General features: G+C 39.7%; 23 protein-coding genes and 1 pseudogene. 13 read left to right on the forward strand and 11 right to left on the reverse strand.

Annotated features, from left to right (window positions below):
* Nucleotides 1-169: 169 nt before the first annotated feature.
* Together BS1321_RS08945 and BS1321_RS08950 are read right to left on the reverse strand one after the other, a co-directional pair.
* Complete coding sequence (locus BS1321_RS08945; RefSeq protein ID WP_063234797.1) at nucleotides 170-1,375, reverse strand: MFS transporter; 1,206 nt, start codon at nucleotides 1,373-1,375, stop codon at nucleotides 170-172.
* Between the two features lie 409 nt (nucleotides 1,376-1,784).
* The gene (locus BS1321_RS08950) at nucleotides 1,785-2,747 is read right to left on the reverse strand and encodes a sensor domain-containing diguanylate cyclase (RefSeq protein WP_063234796.1); all 963 of its coding nucleotides are present in this window, start codon (nucleotides 2,745-2,747) and stop codon (nucleotides 1,785-1,787) included.
* A 146-nt stretch (nucleotides 2,748-2,893) separates the two neighbouring features.
* On the opposite strand from BS1321_RS08950, the gene BS1321_RS08955 reads away from it, so the two are divergent.
* The gene (locus BS1321_RS08955; RefSeq protein WP_063234795.1) at nucleotides 2,894-3,082 is read left to right on the forward strand and encodes a hypothetical protein; all 189 of its coding nucleotides are present in this window, start codon (nucleotides 2,894-2,896) and stop codon (nucleotides 3,080-3,082) included.
* 46 nt (nucleotides 3,083-3,128) lie between these two features.
* Here the strand turns inward: BS1321_RS08955 and BS1321_RS08960 are convergent, their stop codons facing one another.
* Genes BS1321_RS08960 through BS1321_RS08970 form a run of 3 tightly spaced genes read right to left on the reverse strand, consistent with a single transcriptional unit; the run spans nucleotide 3,129 to nucleotide 4,787 of the window.
* Nucleotides 3,129-3,923 (reverse strand): DUF4097 family beta strand repeat-containing protein, encoded by a 795-nt coding sequence (locus tag BS1321_RS08960; protein WP_063234794.1) that lies wholly within the window; start codon nucleotides 3,921-3,923, stop codon nucleotides 3,129-3,131.
* Nucleotides 3,916-4,470 (reverse strand): DUF1700 domain-containing protein, encoded by a 555-nt coding sequence (locus tag BS1321_RS08965; RefSeq protein ID WP_063234793.1) that lies wholly within the window; start codon nucleotides 4,468-4,470, stop codon nucleotides 3,916-3,918. Before BS1321_RS08965 ends, BS1321_RS08960 begins: the two co-directional genes overlap by 8 nt.
* Entirely contained in the window at nucleotides 4,467-4,787 is a 321-nt protein-coding gene (locus BS1321_RS08970) for a PadR family transcriptional regulator (RefSeq protein ID WP_061461705.1), read from the reverse strand. Before BS1321_RS08970 ends, BS1321_RS08965 begins: the two co-directional genes overlap by 4 nt.
* 233 nt (nucleotides 4,788-5,020) lie before the next feature.
* Here BS1321_RS08970 and BS1321_RS08975 point away from each other — a divergent pair, with 233 nt between their 5' ends.
* Both BS1321_RS08975 and BS1321_RS08980 read left to right on the forward strand, forming a co-directional pair.
* A complete protein-coding gene (locus BS1321_RS08975) occupies nucleotides 5,021-6,079 on the forward strand; it encodes a DUF2157 domain-containing protein (RefSeq protein WP_063234792.1) in 1,059 nt (352 codons plus the stop codon).
* On the forward strand, nucleotides 6,072-6,608 hold the full coding sequence (locus BS1321_RS08980) for a GDYXXLXY domain-containing protein (protein WP_063234791.1): 537 nt from the start codon (nucleotides 6,072-6,074) through the stop codon (nucleotides 6,606-6,608). Before BS1321_RS08975 ends, BS1321_RS08980 begins: the two co-directional genes overlap by 8 nt.
* Before the next feature lie 89 nt (nucleotides 6,609-6,697).
* On the opposite strand, the gene BS1321_RS08985 is transcribed toward BS1321_RS08980, so the two are convergent.
* The 5 genes from BS1321_RS08985 to BS1321_RS09010 all read right to left on the reverse strand — a co-directional run bounded on the left by BS1321_RS08985 (nucleotide 6,698) and on the right by BS1321_RS09010 (nucleotide 10,826).
* The gene (locus BS1321_RS08985) at nucleotides 6,698-7,177 is read right to left on the reverse strand and encodes a C40 family peptidase (RefSeq protein ID WP_063234790.1); all 480 of its coding nucleotides are present in this window, start codon (nucleotides 7,175-7,177) and stop codon (nucleotides 6,698-6,700) included.
* Between the two features lie 201 nt (nucleotides 7,178-7,378).
* The gene (locus BS1321_RS08990; RefSeq protein ID WP_063234789.1) at nucleotides 7,379-7,651 is read right to left on the reverse strand and encodes a phage holin; all 273 of its coding nucleotides are present in this window, start codon (nucleotides 7,649-7,651) and stop codon (nucleotides 7,379-7,381) included.
* A gap of 316 nt (nucleotides 7,652-7,967) precedes the next feature.
* Nucleotides 7,968-8,258, reverse strand: a complete 291-nt coding sequence (locus BS1321_RS08995) for an ATP-binding cassette domain-containing protein (RefSeq protein WP_094246598.1) — start codon at nucleotides 8,256-8,258, stop codon at nucleotides 7,968-7,970.
* A 436-nt stretch (nucleotides 8,259-8,694) separates the two neighbouring features.
* Nucleotides 8,695-9,873: an LL-diaminopimelate aminotransferase gene (locus tag BS1321_RS09005; protein ID WP_063234786.1), complete on the reverse strand. Its 1,179-nt coding sequence runs from the start codon at nucleotides 9,871-9,873 to the stop codon at nucleotides 8,695-8,697.
* Between the two features lie 62 nt (nucleotides 9,874-9,935).
* Entirely contained in the window at nucleotides 9,936-10,826 is an 891-nt protein-coding gene (locus BS1321_RS09010) for a TIGR01777 family oxidoreductase (protein ID WP_063234785.1), read from the reverse strand.
* Between the two features lie 560 nt (nucleotides 10,827-11,386).
* Between BS1321_RS09010 and BS1321_RS09020 the strand changes: the two genes are divergently transcribed.
* From BS1321_RS09020 to BS1321_RS09050, 8 genes and pseudogenes are all read left to right on the forward strand, one after another.
* Nucleotides 11,387-11,797, forward strand: a complete 411-nt coding sequence (locus BS1321_RS09020) for a GNAT family N-acetyltransferase (RefSeq protein WP_063234783.1) — start codon at nucleotides 11,387-11,389, stop codon at nucleotides 11,795-11,797.
* 450 nt (nucleotides 11,798-12,247) lie between these two features.
* Complete coding sequence (locus BS1321_RS09025) at nucleotides 12,248-12,718, forward strand: DinB family protein (RefSeq protein ID WP_063234782.1); 471 nt, start codon at nucleotides 12,248-12,250, stop codon at nucleotides 12,716-12,718.
* A gap of 315 nt (nucleotides 12,719-13,033) precedes the next feature.
* A pseudogene (locus tag BS1321_RS27450) lies at nucleotides 13,034-13,183 on the forward strand (IS5/IS1182 family transposase); the annotation flags it as partial.
* Nucleotides 13,184-13,274: 91 nt separating this feature from the next.
* Nucleotides 13,275-13,859, forward strand: a complete 585-nt coding sequence (locus tag BS1321_RS09030; RefSeq protein ID WP_063234781.1) for a YjgB family protein — start codon at nucleotides 13,275-13,277, stop codon at nucleotides 13,857-13,859.
* A 240-nt stretch (nucleotides 13,860-14,099) separates the two neighbouring features.
* Nucleotides 14,100-15,689, forward strand: coding sequence for a PHP domain-containing protein (locus BS1321_RS09035; RefSeq protein WP_063234780.1), 1,590 nt, complete (start codon nucleotides 14,100-14,102; stop codon nucleotides 15,687-15,689).
* A gap of 312 nt (nucleotides 15,690-16,001) precedes the next feature.
* Nucleotides 16,002-16,826 carry an amino acid ABC transporter substrate-binding protein gene (locus BS1321_RS09040; RefSeq protein ID WP_063234779.1) on the forward strand — a complete coding sequence of 275 codons (825 nt, stop codon included), beginning with the start codon at nucleotides 16,002-16,004 and terminating at the stop codon, nucleotides 16,824-16,826.
* Complete coding sequence (locus BS1321_RS09045; protein ID WP_063234778.1) at nucleotides 16,810-17,514, forward strand: amino acid ABC transporter permease; 705 nt, start codon at nucleotides 16,810-16,812, stop codon at nucleotides 17,512-17,514. The genes BS1321_RS09040 and BS1321_RS09045 overlap by 17 nt, the downstream gene beginning before the upstream one ends.
* Before the next feature lie 29 nt (nucleotides 17,515-17,543).
* A complete protein-coding gene (locus BS1321_RS09050) occupies nucleotides 17,544-18,281 on the forward strand; it encodes an amino acid ABC transporter ATP-binding protein (RefSeq protein WP_063234777.1) in 738 nt (245 codons plus the stop codon).
* 72 nt (nucleotides 18,282-18,353) lie between these two features.
* On the opposite strand, the gene BS1321_RS09055 is transcribed toward BS1321_RS09050, so the two are convergent.
* Complete coding sequence (locus BS1321_RS09055) at nucleotides 18,354-19,529, reverse strand: MFS transporter (protein ID WP_063234776.1); 1,176 nt, start codon at nucleotides 19,527-19,529, stop codon at nucleotides 18,354-18,356.
* 378 nt (nucleotides 19,530-19,907) lie between these two features.
* Between BS1321_RS09055 and BS1321_RS09060 the strand changes: the two genes are divergently transcribed.
* Both BS1321_RS09060 and BS1321_RS09065 read left to right on the forward strand, forming a co-directional pair.
* Nucleotides 19,908-20,618 (forward strand): response regulator transcription factor, encoded by a 711-nt coding sequence (locus tag BS1321_RS09060; protein ID WP_063234775.1) that lies wholly within the window; start codon nucleotides 19,908-19,910, stop codon nucleotides 20,616-20,618.
* On the forward strand, nucleotides 20,615-22,015 hold the full coding sequence (locus BS1321_RS09065) for a sensor histidine kinase (RefSeq protein WP_063234774.1): 1,401 nt from the start codon (nucleotides 20,615-20,617) through the stop codon (nucleotides 22,013-22,015). Before BS1321_RS09060 ends, BS1321_RS09065 begins: the two co-directional genes overlap by 4 nt.
* Nucleotides 22,016-22,026 lie beyond the last annotated feature (11 nt).

The raw sequence follows: 22,026 nt of genomic DNA on the forward strand, positions 1-22,026 counted from the left end.
AGATTCCCCTTCCTTCAAATAGACCTTCTATCATCTTATGTATAATCTCTTTTCGGTAATAACAAAGTTTTTCCATTTTTTAAATATTTAGGATGCTATGCATATGAAACAACGAAGCCAGTGTTGTTCCTCCTGACTCAAAAAAAAGAATGACTTCCATTGAAGCCATTCAACGTCTTTCCATTAATTTTACTTTATCCTCGCTCCTGATTATGCATAAATAAACAATCATTGATATGAAAATCGAGGCTGCTGCCGTGATATAGATGCTCCTATAGCCGAAGAGGAAGCCTATCTGCCCGAACACGATGGCACCTATGCCCACTCCAAGATCGAAAAATGAAAAGTATGTTGCATTCGCCATCGCCTTCCGATTAGGTGCCGTCTTTTCAATCGACCATGCCTGCAGCGTTGGCTGGACAGAACCGAATCCAAATCCATATAGCACTGCCGCAATGTAAAGGACCGTTTCACTCGGCATCCACGCAAGCAGCAGCATCCCAGCCATGATAAGTACTGTTGAAGGCACGAATATGGCTCGATGTCCCCTTCGGTCATATAATCGACCCGCGAATAATCTCGTGACCATAAGGGCCATTGCATATACTAAAAAGTACCACTGAATTCCATCTACACCTTTTTCCGCTGTATACAGGGGAAGGAAGGTTGCAATTCCACCGAATGTAACGGAGATGAAGAAAATGAGCAAAGATGGCTGAAGGGCACTTTTTTCATATATATCAAACCTTTTGGCTCTGACAGCCGCCGAAGGATCACTTTCCGCTTTTTGATACCGGATAAGTGATGCTGCAATGATGGCAAACAATCCTAATAATGAGCAGATCAAAAACAACTCTTGAAAAGGAAGGACCGTAACTAGAAAAAGACCCAATGATGGCCCGAACGCCAGTGCTAAGTTACCCGATAATCCGTAATACCCCATCCCCTCACCACGCCGTTTCGCAGGGATTATATCGGAAGCAATCGTCCCTGAAGCCGTTGAAGAGAATCCCCAGCCGACGCCCTGTACAATCCGCATCATGAATAACAAGCCGATGCTCCCCATAAAACCGAAGGAACCCACCGACAATGCAAAAATGGCTAACCCGGCAAGAAAAACGATGCGCCTTCCCTTCGTCTCCAATAACCTGCCGGCAATTGGCCGAACAAGCAAGGCCGAAAAAGTGAAGATACCAAGGACAGCCCCCACCAGGCGGTCGTCACCGCCAAGCTGTTCTACAAACAGCGGGAGGGTCGGCATCGTCATTTGAAACCCCATGAAGATGCACATATTTGCCAAACAGATCATGATGAAATCACGTGTCCAGATTTTATCAGTCCCTCTTACCCGATCATCCACTAAGGTTTCCCTCATATCCCTTCACCTTCTAATTAAAATAGTTATTGCCAGTTTACTAAAATTGGTTAAAATAAGCGAATGATTTATTTCGTGTACCTAAATATATATATATAAATAAAAGCCCAGTATGACACTGGGCTCCCCCTTTTAACATTCATAATGAAAAGCTTACATAACTATTTCCGTCCACTTACCTTCCATATGCAAACTAATAATTTGGGTTCGCCATGCTGTAATACAAAATTCCATTGCTTCTATTCATCATTCATACAGCGGAACGACTCCGAATACTTTTAGTTGAAACGACTCCCGCCAATCTAATGGAATTTCCTTAAATTCAAAATTCCATTAAACAATCCAGGAATCAACCATTCTGATAGTGAGGAATGGTAGTCTCGCCCTATCTTATTGTATCCCATATCGTTCATCTACCTGCCCGAACGAGTTTCTGTTCTTTTCTTCGCCGTTTATCTTGAAACATTTTTTGATCCGCTTCCATGAATAAGCTATCCATATTCCCTTTGGAATGCGAACGGTAAGCATGCCCGAATGACATACTGATATGAGGACCTTTATTTAGGGAGTTTTGCAGAAGGATTTCTTCCTTTAATAATTCACAAAGAGATTCAACTTCTCGCTTGCTTCTATCAATCAGCAGAATGGCAAACTCATCTCCTCCCACTCTTGATACAACAGCGATGTCCGAAAAAATCCGTTTCAATAGATTGGCCGCTTCTTTAATCAATTCATCCCCCTTCTTATGGCCATACGTATCATTCATAAATTTCAGCTCATCTAAATCACACAATATCATGGCAACCGGAGTGTCAAAATCCAGATTGGATTTCGCAGAAATATTATCGAAAAACTGTCGATTATGGATATTCGTTAATGGGTCATGGGACATTTGATATTCAATACCCTGTAAGAATCTCACTCTTTCATCGATATTCCGAATGATTCCTTGAACGGCTACCAATTGCTCTTTTTCATATATAGGTGTAGCATATTCCTCGAACCACAAATAATTCCCCTCGATATCTCTCCAGCGTTGAATGACCGGCTTAGTATAATCAATCCCAACGTATATCTTTTCATTTAGGATTTCAAAGTCATCAGGATGAATCCTTTCAAAAGGCGAGAAAGGGTCATTGTATGCTTCTTCCAAGACGCCTTGACCTAAAAGAGTATTGATGGATGGACTTAGATACCTGAACTTGGAACTTGGACTTGATTCGTAGCAGTAGATAATATCCTTTGAACTTTCCACGATATTAAAAACCTTTTTTTGCTCTTCGAATCCTTTCTTCAAATAGTCCTTTTCCCTTTTCTTGCGAGTGAAGATCGTACGTTTAAATATATCTAATGACAATTTATTGAATTTCATTCTACAGCCCCCATACTTTTGAAGTCAATTTCATTAAAATCTTTTCCTTAGATTTGATGGCGGACTTACACGGTTCATTCATTACTTTTAACATAATTATCCTTTCCATATTATAATTCCAAAACATTTAAAAGGAAAAACTTTAAATGTTTTTCATTATTTCCTTAGAAGGGGGACCGCTTCTAGTAAAATACCCACGCTATGATAAAATGAAAAACGGAAGAATCACCAACATCTTCTCTATTATTGGAAACTCGTCTATTCCTGTCCTGCCGATCAGTACTTTGTTCCAACAAATATTGGCTTCTGTATATGAAGATAAAATGGCCTTATAACTGAAAAAGCCGACCCCAATTGGATCGACTTTTTCATGCCTCACGACTATTTCGTTATCTCGATTTTTCCATTATTCGTTTCCAATTTAACTAGATTTTCACCTTTTCCAATGACAGTATTGCCCTCATACTTACCAAGGATGTCTACTCTCCCATTGTCAACATGAACATCGAAAGTTGTATTTGTCGGTTCATTCTCCGTTTTAATCATGATTTTACCATTATCACTTTCGAAGTCGATCTCCCTATCCAAGTCTTTCGTGACCAATGTGATTTTACCGTTATTCGATGACCCAACCAGTTTTCCCTCTACATTATTAAGATCTACTTTTCCGTTAGCAGATTTCACTTCAACTTTTTCGGTTATTATATCATTTAATTCTACCCGGCCATTTTGAGATTTCACATTTAGATCTTCACTTTTCAATCCTGATATTTGCAATTTTCCATTATCAGATTCGACGACAAAGGATTTATAAGATTCATCAGGCACATACACCTTTAAATGTAAGGATTGAATATGAAAACCAAAGCTAAAAGTACGTCGATCTTTTAATTGTACCGAAAGCTTCTTCCCTTCCACAACTGCAGTGAAATCCAACTTGGAAACATCCATCCCTTTTGAAACCAACTCTATCCTGGTCTCCTTATCTTTCGTTGGAACGATCTCTACAGCTGCATTGTCAGTGTCGATCTGAATGTCCGTCACGATCTCCGAAATCGTTTTTTCCTCTGTAGTCGTTTCCTTATTCGTCACTTGGGAAAACGTAAACAGACTACCTATTACTCCAATCAATAACAATACAAGTGCAATGATCGATAATTTTTTTACATTAATCATTTTTCAAACCGCCTTTCACAAGGGAAGCGTTAAATTTTAAATAGCGGATGAATCCTTTAGTTAAAGCACTCGTAGCGACAAACATTCCCATGGCAATGAAAATGCCAATCCCGCATAGCCCCAATGCGAAGAAAAGATCGAATAATTGAAAGTTACCTATCGCAAGGTTAAACAAAACGCCAAACGGAGCTAGAATGAATGCTATCGCCGAAGCCCATCCTGCAATGACAACTCCGATCAATGCTATAAATGGACCCAAAACGATCACTAAATTAAAGAATCCCAAACCAATGACTGCCCAAACTGCCCGCATTACATTAGCGGCAGAAGTCGTTTGTTCGACCTGGCCAAGATGATAGGTTGCCATCAGCTCCTTGGAAATCTGTTTAGGATTCCCAAGGGATGTTGAGATTTCCTGCTCTGACTTCCCTTTTTCCATTCCAATTTCGAAATACTCTTCATAATCTTGGAGGATATCTTCCCGTTCCTCTAAGGAAAGTCTGGTTAAAGAGGCATTCAATTGTTTTAAAAACTGTTCTTTATTCATTGGTTCACACCTTCCTTGATTAATTGGTTGACCCCATTGGAAAATTCATTCCATTCCGTCAGCAGCTCTTGAAGGTATCTCCGGCCTTTGTCGGTTAACTTATAATACTTGCGCGGAGGCCCTTCTGTTGATTCTTGCAAATAAGTCGTAAAATACTCTTCCTTCGTCAATCGTCGTAAAAGTGGATATACAGACCCTTCAGATATCTCAATTTGATCCGAAATCTTCTGTACAAGTTCATAGCCATAACGATCCTGCTTATCCAATAAGACCAGTACACACAGTTCCAGGACACCCTTCTTAAATTGTACATTCATAGCACCATCACTCCTTCCAAGAGTCTTTTAGTATAGTTTAATAAACAGTACTGAACATCGAACAATACATCTTATGTAAATAATTTACCACATGGTACTGTTTATTGCAAGGTACTAAAAATATTTTTTGGGTCTTACATACATTCCAATTAGGGTAGAAGAAAATTAACATTATATTCAAAGCTACAAGAGAATACGATGTATAATAGTAAAATATGGAAGGGGGAGTTACTTTGGCCAACAAAGAAATAACGAAAAAGCAATTCGAGTTTCTTGAACATGAATTTAATTACCTTGAAAAAGAAGGAGTCATCTCCCAGCAAGAGAAAGTGAGGATGTTAGGTTCCTATGATGTAAAAGGTAATTTGAGCTTCATCACTATTCTGTTATCCATTGGGGCACTTCTTTTAGGTTTAGGCGTATTGACCTTCGTAGCCAGTAACTGGATCTATTTAAGTAAAGCGGTTAAATTCCTGCTTATCATTGCATGCCTCATCGGAGTGAACTTTGCTGGCGTGAAAGTGCAGGTACGCTTTCCCAAAACGTCACGAAGTTTGCATTATGCAGGTATTCTGATTTTTGGTGCAGGGATTTTTCTAATCGAGCAGATGTTTAACATTAGCATCAATTTCAACAGTTCCTTTTTATTATGGGCAATCGGAACGGTACTCATCGGATACTATTTAAAGGATGTCTTCATCCTCCTTTTTACATCTTTCCTGCTTTTCATTTATATTAACGGAAGTATATTCGTTGATGAAACATCTTATCCGCTTGCCATTCTTGTATTTCTACCGGCTTTATACATTCTGTTAAAGAAATTCGATTACCCTAAATATCTGACCTTTTTCATTAATGCTTTAGCCATCAATACAATCGCCTTATTTCTAATGGAATTCGTGCCGAAGGCCGGTTTTGAAAATTCGAATACGATTGTGCTTTCCATTCTGTTTGTGCTGGGAATCGTGCTTGCCTATATTCCGGTAAGAGCCAAATTACAAAACATCACCCACATACAAGGGCACATCTTACATGGTATTACTGCACTCTTCCTTACCTTTGATTTTTCAATCTGGTTTCCTTTAGCTTATTTCGTTTTTCTGCTGTATCTCATCCTAAAAGGCAGTTTGACCAGCATCGTGATAATATGTGCACTGATTTTCAGATATTACATCTACTCCTTTGACTTCCTGCCAAAATCGCTTACATTCATCATCGGCGGAATCATGCTTATCGGTTTTGGCTTCTTCTTTGAAAATCAACGAAAAAAAGGAGGGGAACTCAATGAGTAATCCATCATTCCGTCCACTCATCGTATTTTCCATTCCAGTCTTGATTCTGTTAGTCTTGGCGATTCCTCCGGTCTGGACAACAATGACAGGAGATGTAATCAAGATCAAAACAGCCCCGGTCGATCCGACTGACTTGTTTAGGGGCAGCTATGTAGCTTTGAAATACGAAATTGAATCCGTTAAGCCATCACAAGTCGATGACTCGATTAAAACCGAGTTCAATACAAGAAATATGGGTGATTATAAAAAGGTATATGTACGTTTAAAACAAAACACTGATGGACTATACGATGTTGAATACGTAACGAAAGAAAAACCCACCAAAGGCGTTTACCTAAAAGGGGAATTGGAAATCCCATATGAGCTGCAAAATACTGAAACTATTCAGATCAGATACGGTCTGGACAATTATTTCGCATCCGAAGAAAAGGCAAAGGAAATGGAGAAGGATGCATTGGCCAATCCTTCAGTGGCCGTGGTAAAGGTTCGTAATGGCAATGTTGTTTTAACGGATATCATCATTGAATGAAATGACCCCCGGATATGACTAGCAAAAAGAGCATCGGTTTTTCGATGCTCTTTTTTTTGCTGGAGTTTTTTCATATGAACATCAGATTACTACTTAATGACTCGTTTTGCACCTATATATTTTTCTTTCCAATACTTATCACTCATTTTGACCACCTTGACCCCTTTGGTGGTGGTCCCGACAAATGTACCATTTCCATAATAGATTCCCACAAAAGAGACCTGCCCTTTCTTACCTGTCGCATAGAAGACCAAATCTCCCGCTTTTAAATCTTTTTGGTTCACGGCCTTTCCGGTTTTATACTGTTCCGCACTCGTTCTTGGAATCTTCATTTCTGTGGCGGCATTTTTATATACATACTGGGTAAGACCGCTAGCATCAAATCCTTTTGGTGTCGTCCCCCCATATTTATATTTGCTTCCCACCTGCTTCTTTGCCAAAGCGGCAACTTCATCACCATAATTAATAGAGGCTGAAGCATTAGCCGGACTGAATATGAATGCCGTCAATAATGCTCCGATTAAAACTATGGCTGCAAGCCATTTTGAAACTGGTAAACTATAACTCATCCTTTTTCCTCCCCAAACTGAAAATGAACCACAATTTTAAATGTATGTTGCATTTCGGTTTTCAGACCAAAAATCATTTTTAATTCGTCCATCATCATCTCTGCAAAAAAACAAATAACCAGATAACACCGTTTTGTAACTAGTACGGTGTTATCTGGTATATTCTACTCTTCAATAGATGAAAGAATAGTGCCCATTACTTTACTTAGGATCCTTGTATTGTCGAGCATTCTCACTGTCGCTTAGACCTTTAGTAGTATGATCGACCACACCGCCGACCCCAAAGAATGTAAGCGCTATGAAGTTAATGATGCCTAAAGCCCCGTTCAATGCATCATCAGTAATCGTAAAGCCTATAGGGGTAATGAAATTGTTTATGAACGCGGCAACCATCTGCGCCAATAATAAAAGCCCAGGAAGGAGTACCGTGAATATAAACGTAGGATTCTTAAGACGCACTTTCCAGTTGATCATTGCTTTTCCCCCTCTCTATCAAATTAAGTCCGCTTCATTGAAGATGGTTGCGGACTTGCTATATATTATGCGGCTTGTCCTTTTTACGTTCGGAAATTCCATTTTATAATCTATCACTCTAGTTTCCCATAAACATAAAAAAGCCCATCTGAGGATGGACCTTCTCTTAAACTTCAAAGTAGTATTTTAAAACACTAGAGAGTGCCTCACTCTAACAAGTAAGTAACAACTTCCTCAAGTTCTACATACTCCTCAGAGTGCCAGTTGATTCCTTCCTTTAGAAAATAAGCTTCTGCCTCTATAGGTGAATTGGTAGTCACCGTCCGCAAACCTTTTCTCTCAATCTCCCCCGGAATGGATACTGACGGCAAGTCCTTTGCCAGCCAAAACCGTTTATACTGCTGGCCAATTTGTCTTTTTCGAACTCTCCTACCATTTGCCCCCGGTTTATAAATATCAGGTAATCGGCAAGCCTGCGAATATCCTCCATTTGATGAGTGGAAATGAAAATCGTCTTTTCTTCCCTCTCCATCCACTCAATCAAAAAGTTCGTATACTTCCGTTTTGAGACGATATCCATATGTGCAGTCGGTTCATCCAGAATCAATAGTTAGGCATTTCTGGACAAGGTCAGAGACGCTAGTAACTTCTGTTGATTCCCCTGTGATAATTTTCCATACTTCTTATTCATAGGTATCTCGAAATTATCCACCATATTACCCAACCAATTATCATCCCAATTCGGATACCATTTAGAGAATAAGACCATTAATTCATTTCCCGTAAAAGAGTCACAGCCCATCAAAGTTTGAGGCTGGTATGCTATTTTCTTTTTCCAACTTTCGGCATATCGGCGGGGCATTATCCCATGAGGTTATTTTTGTTCAACGTTCGCAAATGCCTTAATGATACTTGCTGCATTGTCTACCTGTTTCATTTTAAAATAAAGTCACGAAAAATAAATAAGCGGGGAAAACAAAAAAAGAACGTTCGATCCGTGATCGAGCGTTCTTATAACTTGAAAATATTGAATAATAGATTTTTCACACCCCAATTTTTTCCTCCAAAAATAATCGGATCCGTTCAGCAGCTTCTGTCAATCTCTCGGCCGGCTGGACTAAGGCCAACCGAACATACCCTTCACCCTGCTTCCCAAAAGCATCACCTGGGACGACCGTAACCCCTGCTTTTTCAATCAATGCATAGGCAAAATCCCGTGATTTCCAGCCAGCAGGAATCTGAGCCCAAATAAACATGGTAGCAGAGGTTTTCGGCACATGCCATCCCCCTTCCGCTAGACCTGATATCAAGGCATCACGTCGGGACTGGTATTCCTTAACCTGTTCGGACAGCAGCGTGAGATTGGAAGTAAGTGCCATCTCGGCAGCTTTTTGGATGGGATAAAAAACCCCATAATCGATATGTGATTTCAATGTTCCCAGGATGTTCAGCGCCTCTCGATTGCCCACCGCATACCCAATGCGGCAGCCGGCCATATTAAAAGTTTTGGAAAGTGAGTTAAATTCAATCCCCACTTCCTTGGCACCAGGAATGGACATAAAACTAATTTGCGGATGATCATCAAAAATCAACTCTGAATAAGCAAAATCGTGAACCACCATAATCTGGTTCTTTTTCGCAAATGATATGACTTCCGTAAAGAAAGCTTCATCAGCAAGGGCCGTGACAGGATTTCCTGGATAACTGATAATCATCATTTTGGTCTTTTTCACTATTTCATCCGGAATTCCGTTGAGCTGCGGCAGGAATCCATTTTCGGCAGTAAGCGGCATCGGATGAATGATTCCGCCGGCAAGCTCTACACTTGCTTCATAAATTGGATATCCCGGATCTGGCACCAGCACATAATCTCCAGGGTTTATCATCGCGATTGCCAAGTGTGCAAGGCCATCCTGCGATCCCATCAGTTGGAGGACTTCCCTTTCTGCATCCAGCTCCACTCCATAACGCTTCCGATAAAAATAACGGACTGCCTCATGGAATTCAGGCGTACCTTTTAACGTATACCCGTAGGAATTGGGATCCTGCGCATACTTCACAAGCGTATCCATAACAAAATCAGGTGGTGGTAAATCCGGACTTCCTACACTCAAATCGATAACATCCATTCCTCGTTTCATTGCATCCTGCTTGCGGGCCGCCAACTCTGAAAATATCCCTGTTGTGAATCTTCCGACTTTTTCAGATGGAGTCATATTCATTCTACGATTCCCCTCCATTAATGATTTTCTATCTATCATTATAGCAATTAATCTCGAGTATTTTAAGAATTCATCAGTATCTGTTCCAGAGCCTCATCAAGATGATGGAATTTAAATGCATACCCCGCCTTTTCCAATCTCTCAGGTATGACCCACCGGCTTTTTAATATCAATTCCGTTTCAGTCCCCATAAAGAAAGCCCCCATTTCAAGCATCGGTGTTGGACAGGGAAGCCCTATCCTAATATTCATGAGCTTTCTCAAATGAGCCATCAATTCACGATTTGTAACTGGTTGCGGCGATGAACAATTGAATACCCCGCTCAACTCCTGATTCTTTCTCAGAAAAAGGACAATGTTAAATAAATCTTCTATATGTATCCAACTGAATTTCTGATTTCCTGATCCTTGATGGCCACCCAGTCCGAATTTAACCAAATTCCTATATGGGGTCATCACGCCCCCATCTCCCAATACAATAGCGATCCGTAAAGCAATTTGTCTCGTCTTGGGTAATCGGAAATCGAAAAATGAGCGCTCCCACGCTTTCGCAACATCAACGGAAAAGCCTGAACCGATTACACCATCCTCCTCCGTCATTGGTTTATCTTCAGCATGCCTGTATATCGTTGCCGTACTTGAGTTTATCCATAATGAAGGAGGATTTTCACATTGTTCAATCGCCTCACCTAGCGCTTCAGTCGTATCAGTTCGTGAATCCAATATTTCTTTCTTATTCTTAGCATTGTAGCGGCAATTGACCGTTTTTCCTGCTAGGTTGATTAACATATCCGAATTATCGATCGTTTCCCTTATTCCTTCTTTATCTTCCCAGCCAGTATGCGGGGTTTGCCTGGAGATGATCCTTACCTCATACCCCAAATTCCTGAAATGCTTTTCAAAGTATTGACCGACAAAACCAGTCCCGCCAGCTAAAACCACTTTCTTCAGCATATAACCAACCCGCTTTCTTTTAAATAGATCGCATGATAACTAGTTTAGCCCTTTTTTGTGAACCACTTCACAATCGTACCATATTATTACATTAATTGGTATCAGGATTACATAACATACGCGTGCAACAATTGGTGAACTTGTCCAAGCAAAAAGGAATATTACACATAAATTAGTAATGTGTAAATTTATAAAACAAAGGGATGATTGCAGTGTCAAACAAAAAGCTAAGAAGAACTGTTAATTCTGGAACTGGTAATTCTGGAACTGGCAATAGCAGCCTCAGGTCTGCCTTGAGAAGAGTCTTACAAAATTTATTAAACAATAATAGAGGTACTTCAATTAAGGAACCTACTTCCATCAAGCAACCCACTTCTAACAAGGAATTTGAAAATTAGAAGGTTGCTTTTTTGAGATTAACATGGAATCCCTTTGGACTATTCTAAAGGGATTCCATGTTGACTACTGTTTTCTGAATTTTGGTTATGTATTTACATGTACCAGCTATATATTTCTGGTGAATAGCTGTTATATCTAATAGAGCTAAAGGAGAAGTTATGATGTATTTTCGAGAATGGAAACCTAAAAAAGACATCAAGAAATTAACGGATATTACGGTAAGTAATTTTCGGGTTTCGTCTAATAAAGTGAATGAAATTTTGCAAAAGTCACATAAGGTACTTGTAATTTGTAATGATAAAGGTAAAGTAGTGGGGTTTCTTTGTTATAATCTTTACTTATATAAAGTGGCTCATATTAATTATATAGTCCTTGATAAAAAATATAGAGGAAAAGGAATTCTGCAATCCCTTTTACCAGAATTAGTAGCTTATGTGAGAGAAAAAAGGATCCTTGTAGTGTCCGGTTTTGTGAACAAAAATAACCCTGAAGCATTACAAAAGTTTAAAGACCTTGGGTTTAAACCGGTTTTAATTTATCATGATGACATTCTAATTCAATCACTAGTTTAAAAGGATCCTCCTGCCGCCTATTAGCGTAAATAAGAAGATAGATTAAGAAAAAATACAATCTGTTTTTAGCTCTGTCTATTACAAATAAGTAATATTAGGATTAATATATGAATCATGTGTTCCTTCATACAAAACTAGGGAATGAAATCGCCTGTAAATTCTACACGAATTATAGGCATTTTCCAGGTAGTCTCATCAGCCTTTCTTTAAAACCCCAATCACTTGATATTAGGGATCAGGTTAAAAATGGCAACCAGTAAAAACTGGCATAGCATACGGTTATCTAAATTGAATTAAACAGGAGCGGTACTATAAATAATAGAAGGAATACGCCATAAATTCACTACCTCAAATTAATCATTGAATTTTCTATATTTTCAAAAGTATTCCATATTTTCAGCATTCATTCGTGCTATAGTGTGTGTATACCTGCTAAAAGGGGAGAGAATTATGAAATCGATAGAACTAATCATCTTAAATCTGGAAGAGGTTAGAAGAAGAAACATTAAACTATGGACTTCAATACCTAAAGGCATAGTTCATTGGAAACCAGACGACAAGGCAATGAGCTGTTTAGAAATGGTTAGACATGTCCTTGATAGTGAGCATTACTATCATTTATCTATTAAAAATCAGGGTAGCTTACCAGTTTATGAATCACCATTTGAAAAACAGCCACTCATCTCTGTTGAAGCGGAATTAAACTTTGCCGAACCTTACAGGCGTGATTTTTTGGAAACGATCATATCCTTCAGCAAAGACGACTTATCCAATATTAAAATCGATCGCTCTAATATAGGCTATATCAGGGATTTAGGAGACATGTTGCTAAGAATTGCTTATCATGAGTCTGTACATACTGGTCAATTATTGGACTATTTAAGAACTGCTGGAGTTCCTAGAATAAGCGTTTGGGATTAATCACTTCATTTTCAAAGGGTGTTTCATTCATGGTGTAGCACCAGACTGTAGGCAAACTCGATAAAAATCGAGTTTGCCTACAGTTTTTTTATTGCTTGTACAATTTGGACGTTGATTTCCGCTCCAGGCACTCGCTTTCCCCGCAGGAGTCTCGCACCTTCCGCTCCAATTAACTTAGTTTTAAATTTTAGATAGAACCCTTTTGCCTATTCTTTATTGTTTTAAAATAGAGTTATTTAAACTTGAGGTGATGAAGATGCTTGCTAAACATGATTCTAGAGATCAACTTGAAATGATTACTTTAAATCAACTGGTGCCGCAGACCGCAAAAGTTTTGTATTGGGAACGATTGTAGCACCTGGAAATACACATGACAGTCAAATCTTAGAGCCACTTGTCGAACAAGTGATTGAGAAAGTTGGAAAACCGGAAGCCGTTGCCGCAGATGCAGCTTATAAATTCCCTGATGCTCCACCATAATCAATCCAATTGATCTTCAAGAAAATGTTTCATGTTAGGAAATTGTGGAAAAGTAATGATATAGGAGGGATAAGAAATGTTGTCTAAAAAACCAGCGGCCAGAATGGTCAGTGCTGTTATTTTAACCGGTTCTCTTTTAGGGGCAGGTGCATCGTTTTCAACAGAGCCGGTTGAAGCTGCATCCACATTGGATTCCGCTTCCGGAATAGCTAAGGAACACGCTCTTACCACCTTATCTAAAATTTACAACAAAGCTTTTTCAGGAGAAATGCCTTATACTGCCATGGGTTTGAAAATTAATGAAAACACCCAAAAAGAAGTATATGAGACATTTGGTTCTCCCCCTGAACCAGGTAACACAGATGAAACTTTTGTCTATTACCATGCAGAAATGGGGCATCCAGGATTTGCATTTGCCTATAACGATGACAAGACCATCTCACAAATCCGATATTTTGGGACAAATGTAGAACGGGACCATAATCTGGGAAGCATCACACCTAAAGTTTTAGGGAAACAACTCGGCAGTGCTGACGAAATACGCCATATTTCCAGTACGAATGAAATCAACTACATTTACAAGACAGGAAATTATGAACTGCAATTCATTGTCGGTGAAGATCAAACTGTAGATCATATCAATCTACTCGAAGCTAAATAAAAATAGTCGCCGCAGGTTGTAGAGAAAGAAAACTTTCTCTACAACCTTTTTTGTTTCAGCCCCTCCCCCTTCTTTCCCTTTCAACTTCCAAACCACTGTCACCTCCCCAAAAACATATAATGGAAGCAAACCGGTCATTTCATTTACATAAACCATACTCACCCCAAACGGATTCTTAACATTTTTACAATAAAATTAGCTTGTTCAACATTATTTCAATATATGGAGGGTGTCGGTAAGATGATTAATAAGTTCAGGTCTTTCACAGTATCGGTTCTAAGCATAGCCATCCTTTTTCAGGGTCTTCCGGTCGCGGTTGCTGCAAAAGATGCAGAAGACAATCAGAAAAATCCGGGAGGCAGATGGATGAAGGGGGAATATCATGCCCATACCACTCAGTCCGATGATACCGAGGGATCACAGAGCCTTGAAAGCTTGCTAAATAACGCATTTGATAAGTATGGCATGGATTGGATGGGAATTTCCGACCATTTGAGAATGTCTTCAAGGAATGATGAGGGACATTTAATTCCAGGCGGGCCGATACCGCTGTCTCAGGGAATCATTCAATATCAAGCCCCGAAAATAGAACAACTGCAAAAAGAGGGCAAATTTAAAAATAAAGTCATCTTTTCAGGCTTCGAATGGGACATGCCCACATACGAGCATGTCGGCATAGGCATTTTGGGAGATCAGCCGGGCTCACCTAAAAGTCTGAAAGCTGGCAATCAGTTCGAATATCTGTTCACCAACCAGGATGAAAAGATGTTCGATCCTGCGGATGTAGCTGTCTGGAAAGCACAGGATCAAAGAGCCAATAAGACATCCGAGGATGCTCGAACAGCATTGGCATGGCTTGAGAAAAATTATAAGAATACAAGTTATGTCATATTGAACCACCCATCAAGAAAAAGGGTATACAACATATCTGATTTTCGCGACTTCAACAATATCGCCCCGGATGTCATGTTCGGATTTGAAGGTATGCCAGGTAACCAGATGGAGCCAGATAGAGGCGGTTTAAATCTGACAACACCGGAAAACCGGACCTATGGCGGTTCCGATTACATGCTTGCTAAGGTAGGAGGCGCATGGGATGCGCTTCTTGGGGAAGGTCGTAAGTTCTGGAATTTTTCCAATTCGGACTCCCATTTTGAAATCAGTGAAAACCGCCTATACTCCAGCGGTTACTGGCCAGGAGAATATTCCAAGAATTATACATGGGTAAATGGCTCATCAATAAAATCCGTCCTTGATGGCATGCGTTCAGGTAAATCCTTCTCCGTTTTTGGTGACTTGATCGATGCTCTTGATTTCCAAGCTAAAAACGGAAACAACAAGGTTGATATGGGCGGGGACCTTAAAGTGAAGGAAGGACAGATGGTCAAGATCACCATCCGATTCAAGAGCCCCCAAAAGAACAACAACGGGGATCCCGTCAAGGTGGATCACGTGGACCTAATTTCCGGGGAAGTAACCGGGAAAGCAGTGCCTGGAACACCTGCTTATAATAAATCCACCAATGATACTACAAAAGTAGTTAAACGCTTTACAAATAAAGACTGGAAAACCGATCGCGATGGTTTTCATACCATCACTTACAAAGTCAAAGCAAATAAGGATCAATATTTCCGTTTGCGTGGCACGAATCTAGGGGAAAATGTCTATGGAGAAACGATTGACGGTGAACCGCTGATCGATACAAAGACTGAAATCGAGGATAACGAAACGCGTTTTTCAGAAATAAACAAACGTAACTATAAAGACCTTTGGTTCTATTCGAACCCTATTTTCGTCAGCGTAGAGGATAAAAATCATGATAAACACTAAGTTAAATAAAATTCTGCAATAGTTCTGGACATTCCAAAAAAGCCCCTCATCGACTTAGCTAATAATCAACGTGGATGAGGGGCTTTTTTCCCCTTAGATTCTTAATGATCCTTCCCTTTCTTTAAAATCCTTCCTCGGATAACAATACACCTTTGTTTTAGTATTATTTCACTTCAATGCGTGAAAAATCCGTATAATTCACCAAGTTTCATTAACACTAATAATATAAGTTATTTTCATTGACTTTTTTCCTTTTCTTGTATAGTATCACAGAGTATCAATCCCTATCAGATTACTAGGAGGTTTACCCAAATGAAAAAAATGGTTGCACTTTTATCGCTATTGTTGGCTTTCACGATTGTACTTACCGCTTGTGGTACCAATACAAAAAATGAGGCAAACGATACCGACAATAAATCTTCTTCACAAGAAAGTCTATATGATAAAGTCAAAAAAGACGGCGTATTAACTGTTGGAACAGAAGGTACATACCCCCCTTTCACATTCCACGATGATTCAGATAAACTAACGGGGTTTGATGTTGAAATTGCTAAAGAAGTGGCAAAACGCCTTGGAGTGAAAGCTGAATTCAAGGAAACACAATGGGACGGCATGTTTGCAGGATTGGATGCAAAACGTTTTGATATGATCGCAAACCAAGTGGGCATCGATGAAGACCGTCAAAAGAAATATGATTTCTCTGACCCATATATTCAATCAGGAGCCGTATTACTTGTACACAAAGATAATTCGGATATTAAATCCTTCGATGATTTGAAAGGTAAGACCTCTGCACAATCTTTAACAAGTAACTACAATGATCTAGCCAAATCACATGGTGCTGAAGTTACCGGTATTGAAGGATTTTCTCAATCTGTACAGCTTATTGGTTCAAAACGTGTAGATGCGACAATCAATGACAAATTGTCGTACCTTGATTATAAAAAGCAACATCCGGATGCACCTATCAAAGTCGCTGATGAGGAAGAAAGCGGAGTCGCCAGTGGTTTAATGTTCAGAAAAGACAGCGGCAAATTAGTGGAAGAAGTAAACAAAGCATTAAAAGCAATGAAAGACGACGGCACGTACGCAAAAATCTCGGATAAATGGTTCGGTGAAGATGTTTCTCCTAAGTAATATTTTCACCGAACCCGAGCGTATGAACCAGCTTGTTTCCATCGCTCAAACCTCCCTCTATCCGATGATAGAGGGAGCTATTCAATATACGATTCCACTAACGCTAATATCATTTGTTCTCGGCCTTATTCTCGCTGTACTCACAGCATTGGCTAGATTATCTTCCATTAGGATCTTTCAAATAATTGCGCGAGTATATGTGTCAATCATCCGCGGGACACCTTTACTTGTGCAATTATTTATCATTTTCTATGGACTTCCAAATTTAGGTGTTACCATCAGTCCTTTTATATCGGCTATAATCGGATTCTCATTAAGTGTTGGAGCATACGCTTCGGAAATTATAAGAGCAGCCATTTTATCCATACCTAAAGGGCAATGGGAAGCGGGCTATTCGATCGGGATGTCATATACCCAAGCTTTAAAGCGGATCGTCTTGCCGCAAGCAGCGCGTGTATCCGTTCCCCCATTATCCAACACGTTCATTAGCCTTTTAAAAGATACATCGCTTGCATCACTCATTCTTGTAACGGAATTATTCCGTAAAGCACAAGAGATCGCTGCAAAAAACTATGAATTTCTACTACTTTACATGGAAGCGGCTGCTTTATATTGGATTTTGTGTACCATTCTATCTTTCATACAAGGAAGTTTAGAAGACAGACTTAATCGTTATGTAGCAAAATAAGAACCGCAGTAGTTAAAGGAGATTTTAAAATGATCAACATTAAGAATCTTCATAAATCGTTTGGTGACCTTGAAGTTTTAAAGGGCATCGATTTGGAAGTGGAGCAAGGTAAAGTCATTGTATTGATCGGTCCTTCGGGTTCAGGCAAAACAACCTTTCTTCGGTGTTTGAATCTCCTTGAGGTGCCAACGGACGGGACGATTGAAATCGATGAAACGGTAATGGACTTCAAAAAAACCGTTAGAAAAAAATCGATTACATCTTTTCGCAGTTTGACAGGGATGGTTTTTCAAAGCTATAACCTCTTCCCCCACAAAACAGCATTGGAAAATGTAATGGAAGGCCCCATCATAGTAAAAAACATAGCCAAACATCAAGCGAAAGAAACTGCTGCTGCCCTTCTTACAAAAGTGGGCTTAGGTGAAAAAATCGATTTTTATCCGTTTCAATTGTCCGGCGGACAGCAGCAACGAGTCGGAATTGCCAGGGCCCTGGCCATGGAGCCTAAGGTCATGCTATTCGATGAACCCACTTCCGCTTTAGATCCAGAACTGGTTGGAGATGTGTTACAGGTCATGAAAGACCTGGCGAAAGAAGAAGGCATGACAATGATCGTGGTAACCCATGAAATGCGTTTCGCCCGTGAAGTCGCCGACGAAGTCATTTTCATGGATGAAGGAAAAATAATGGAGCGGGGAAAACCCGAGCAAATTTTTACAAACCCTAAAGAAGCGCGTACACGTAAATTCCTCAATATGATTCAATAAAAAACGGTGCTATTCAAGCACCGCTCGCGGCCCCCCATTTTTTAGAAATGGGGGTTTTTGCCCATCATTAAATTAATGAGATGCTTGGACCTGTCTAGTCTGTGTCCTTACATGGTATAACTGAAAAAGAATCAAAGCAAAAACGGAAAGGATCGCGCCCGATATAAATGGTAAATCAATCGAAATCGAAAATAACCAACCGCCTATCGGAGGACCTGCAATCCTGCCGAACGAGTCGAAGGAAGATAGCAGTCCAGTGACACTGCCATGGCCTGTCATTGAACTTTTGGTCAACAGTGCCGAAATTGCCGGCCGGATGAACCCATTACCCACTCCGAAAATCGTCAGGAAGACCGCCGATGTCCAAAAACCGGAAGAAAACAGGATCAGAATGAAACCAACTGCCGATACGATGATTCCCATTCTTATGACAGCGCCTTCCCCATATTTCTTTGTCATCCTACCCACTAATCCACCTTGAACGATCGCACTTCCAACCCCCATGATCATAAAGATATAGCCTAATTGTACAAGACTTATATCAGCCTTTTTGGCTGCAAAATAGGCAAAAGTCGTTTCGAGTCCTGCCATTGAAAGAGTAACGATCAATTGCAGGAAAAACATGGTTTTAAGAGGCCCTTTAAAGGCTTTCCACATGGACTCTTTATTTTTTGACTGTTGGGCCCTCTTTTCAACTGTATGTGATTCCTTCAGTATCGCAATCACTAAGAATAAAGTAATCAAAGAGGAAATTCCAGCAATGTAAAACGGTAAATTCAAACTTGATTTGGAGAATACCCCGCCAATCGCAGGTCCAAAGATGAATCCAAGCCCTGTAGCGGCCCCGATGATTCCCATCCCTTTTCCCCGATCTTCCGGCGTCGTGATATCAGCCACATACGCCATTGCGGTCGGCATGTTTGCCGATGACAAAATCCCGCCAATGATTCTGGCTACAAATAATACCCATAAGGAATCTGCCGAAGCCTGGATGAAAAACGAAAGGGCCAGTCCAGCAATCCCGATTATCATGACAGGCTTACGTCCTATCCGGTCAGATATACGTCCCCACATCGGGGCAAAAAATAATTGCATCAGTGAATAAACAGCCATTAAAAGACCAAGTTGTGTAGGACTGCCACCTACCTTTTCAGCAAGGAACGGAATGACGGGAATGATGATACCAAATCCGACCATGACTAAAAACATCACTAAAAAAAGTACGGGTAACACCTTTTTTGTTTCCATTATATTTTTCTCCTTTTATTCTTCCACATTCGCTACATACTTTTATAGAAAGATTTGGGTCAAAAGAACAGCAACGAATTCCTTAATCATATTACCTAGCATAATATTCCTAACAATACTTTAAACAGTTTATCATACAACCTTTACCAAATCAGTATGAAGCACGATCTTCTTTCGGAAACTCCCTTAACAAAATAAGAACCACGCATCAGAATCCGGATCACTACAGTAATTTTTCATGTAATGGTACTTTCGTTTTTTCCACTCTGTTTCGTGAAGATAATGGAATGAGTTCGTTAAAAATCTTTTCCTCCCCTTATTTTTTCTTAAGGGGTACTCTATACTGTAGGGTATGATTGATGTTTGGGAGGTAGAAGAATGTCTAATGATCAGTGGATTTTAATTATTGACGATGAAGAAGATTTGGCACGTCTCATGGAGACAGTTTTACATAAAGAAGGTATCCCGAATATTGTTACGGCGGGGACGATTGCGGATGGGTGGGTAAAGTTTCAGAAGTTCCATCCATCACTAGTCTTGCTAGATATTATGTTGCCAGATGGTGAAGGCTATGATTTATGCAAGCAAATTCGTGAAGTGTCGAATGTGCCCATTTTATTTTTGTCGGCAAAGGATGAGGAAATTGATAAGCTTTTAGGGTTGGCGATTGGCGGGGATGATTATATTACCAAGCCATTCAGTCCGAAAGAAGTTGCATATCGAGTAAAGGCGCAGCTGAGGCGTGCGGGCTTTTCAGAGGAAAAAGCGACTCCGAAAAAATTTCAAGTTGGTCCTTTTGAGCTTAGTGCAAATGAAAATGAAGTGAAAAAGGATGGCAAAACGCTTGAGCTCACAGCTAAAGAAATCGGACTGATGAGCTGTTTTATGCATCACCCGAATCAGATTTTGAGCAAGGAAACTTTATTTGAACATGTGTGGGGCGATGATTTCTTTGGCTCTGATAATACAGTGATGGTACATATTCGCCGTTTACGCGAAAAAATCGAGGCAGATCCTTCAAAGCCTTCTTTTTTAATAACCGTTAAAGGACTTGGTTATAAATTACAAACCAAGGGTGAATCAAGATGAAGTGGAAATTGACACGGCGCTTTTTAGGATCCGTTGTGACAATTGTTGTAATCGTAGGGATCGTAAATACAATTTTACTTTTATCTCTACTCTTTTATCGAGCCATGCATAATTTCGAGGCAGAAGAAGTATCTGCAGAAAACTTTAGCAGAACATTTTCACAATATGTGGAACTAAAAGATAACAAACCAATCGTAAATGAAGAAGGGCTTAAAAAACTGAGGAACAATAACGCCTGGATACAATTTTTGAATGATAAGGGTGAGCAAGTTGCAGCCTTTTATACACCTCAAAAATTGCAAACCGTATATTCTCCTATTGAAATCGTCCAAATGTATAAGTATAAGGAAATTGATGCAGAGACGACTGTTTTTGTCGGCGAAGCCCATAATTTCAGCTATTTTGTAGGAGTTAAGGAACAGGGAATTGGCCGCTATGTAATTACTTATGATTATGAAAAAGTTTTTAAGAACTTTAACATCTTACTAGTAATATTTTTAATCGTGGATATCATTATTGCATTAGTCATTGGATTCTTATTTGGAAAAAAATTAACGAGTCCGCTGAACATATTAATAGAAGGAATTCAGCAGCTTCGGGAGCGGCGCTTTAAAAAAATGAGCATACCAAAAGGCGTTTATGAAGATGTATTTCGCAATATGAATGAACTATCGGTGAAATTGGATCAGTATGAAAAAGAACGTAATCAACTCGACCAAATGCGTGAGGAATGGATTAGCAATGTTTCTCATGACATGAGGACACCACTTGCTTCTATCCATGGTTATACAGAATTGATGAAAGATAACGCCACTGAATTAACACCACATGAATTGTATGAGTTTACATCCATTATTAATAGACAGTCCGTTTATATGAAAGATTTGTTGGATGACCTGAATTTAACGATGCGTTTGCGCAACCAACGACTTCCCTTGCAATTTGAAGATGTTGATATCGTTGGGTTTATAAGAGAAATGACGATCGAGCTTTTAAATGATTCACAATTTGGTGATCAACAGGTTGAGTTTGTGGCAAATGTGGACAAAGCAACACATAAAGTGGATAAAAAATTGCTGAAACGGGCGATTTTTAACCTTATCTATAATGCACTCGTGCATAACGAGGAAAATGTCGTTGTGAAAATACAAATTGATGATATTCATCTACAATCAGAACTGCATACCCAAATTACGATTGCCGATAATGGCCGCGGTATTCCCGCCAAAGATTTAGAACAGGTTTTTGAACGCTACTATCGAGGTACGAATACTGCCAGTACACATGGGACCGGTTTAGGAATGGCCATTGCAAGGGACATTATTCTGGCTCATAAAGGTAAACTGGATTTGACTAGCATTGAAAATAAGGGAACCACAATTACGATACTTTTATAATTATTTTTCTT

It is taken from the genome of Peribacillus simplex NBRC 15720 = DSM 1321, assembly GCF_002243645.1.
Taxonomy (GTDB): Bacteria; Bacillota; Bacilli; order Bacillales; family DSM-1321; genus Peribacillus; species Peribacillus simplex.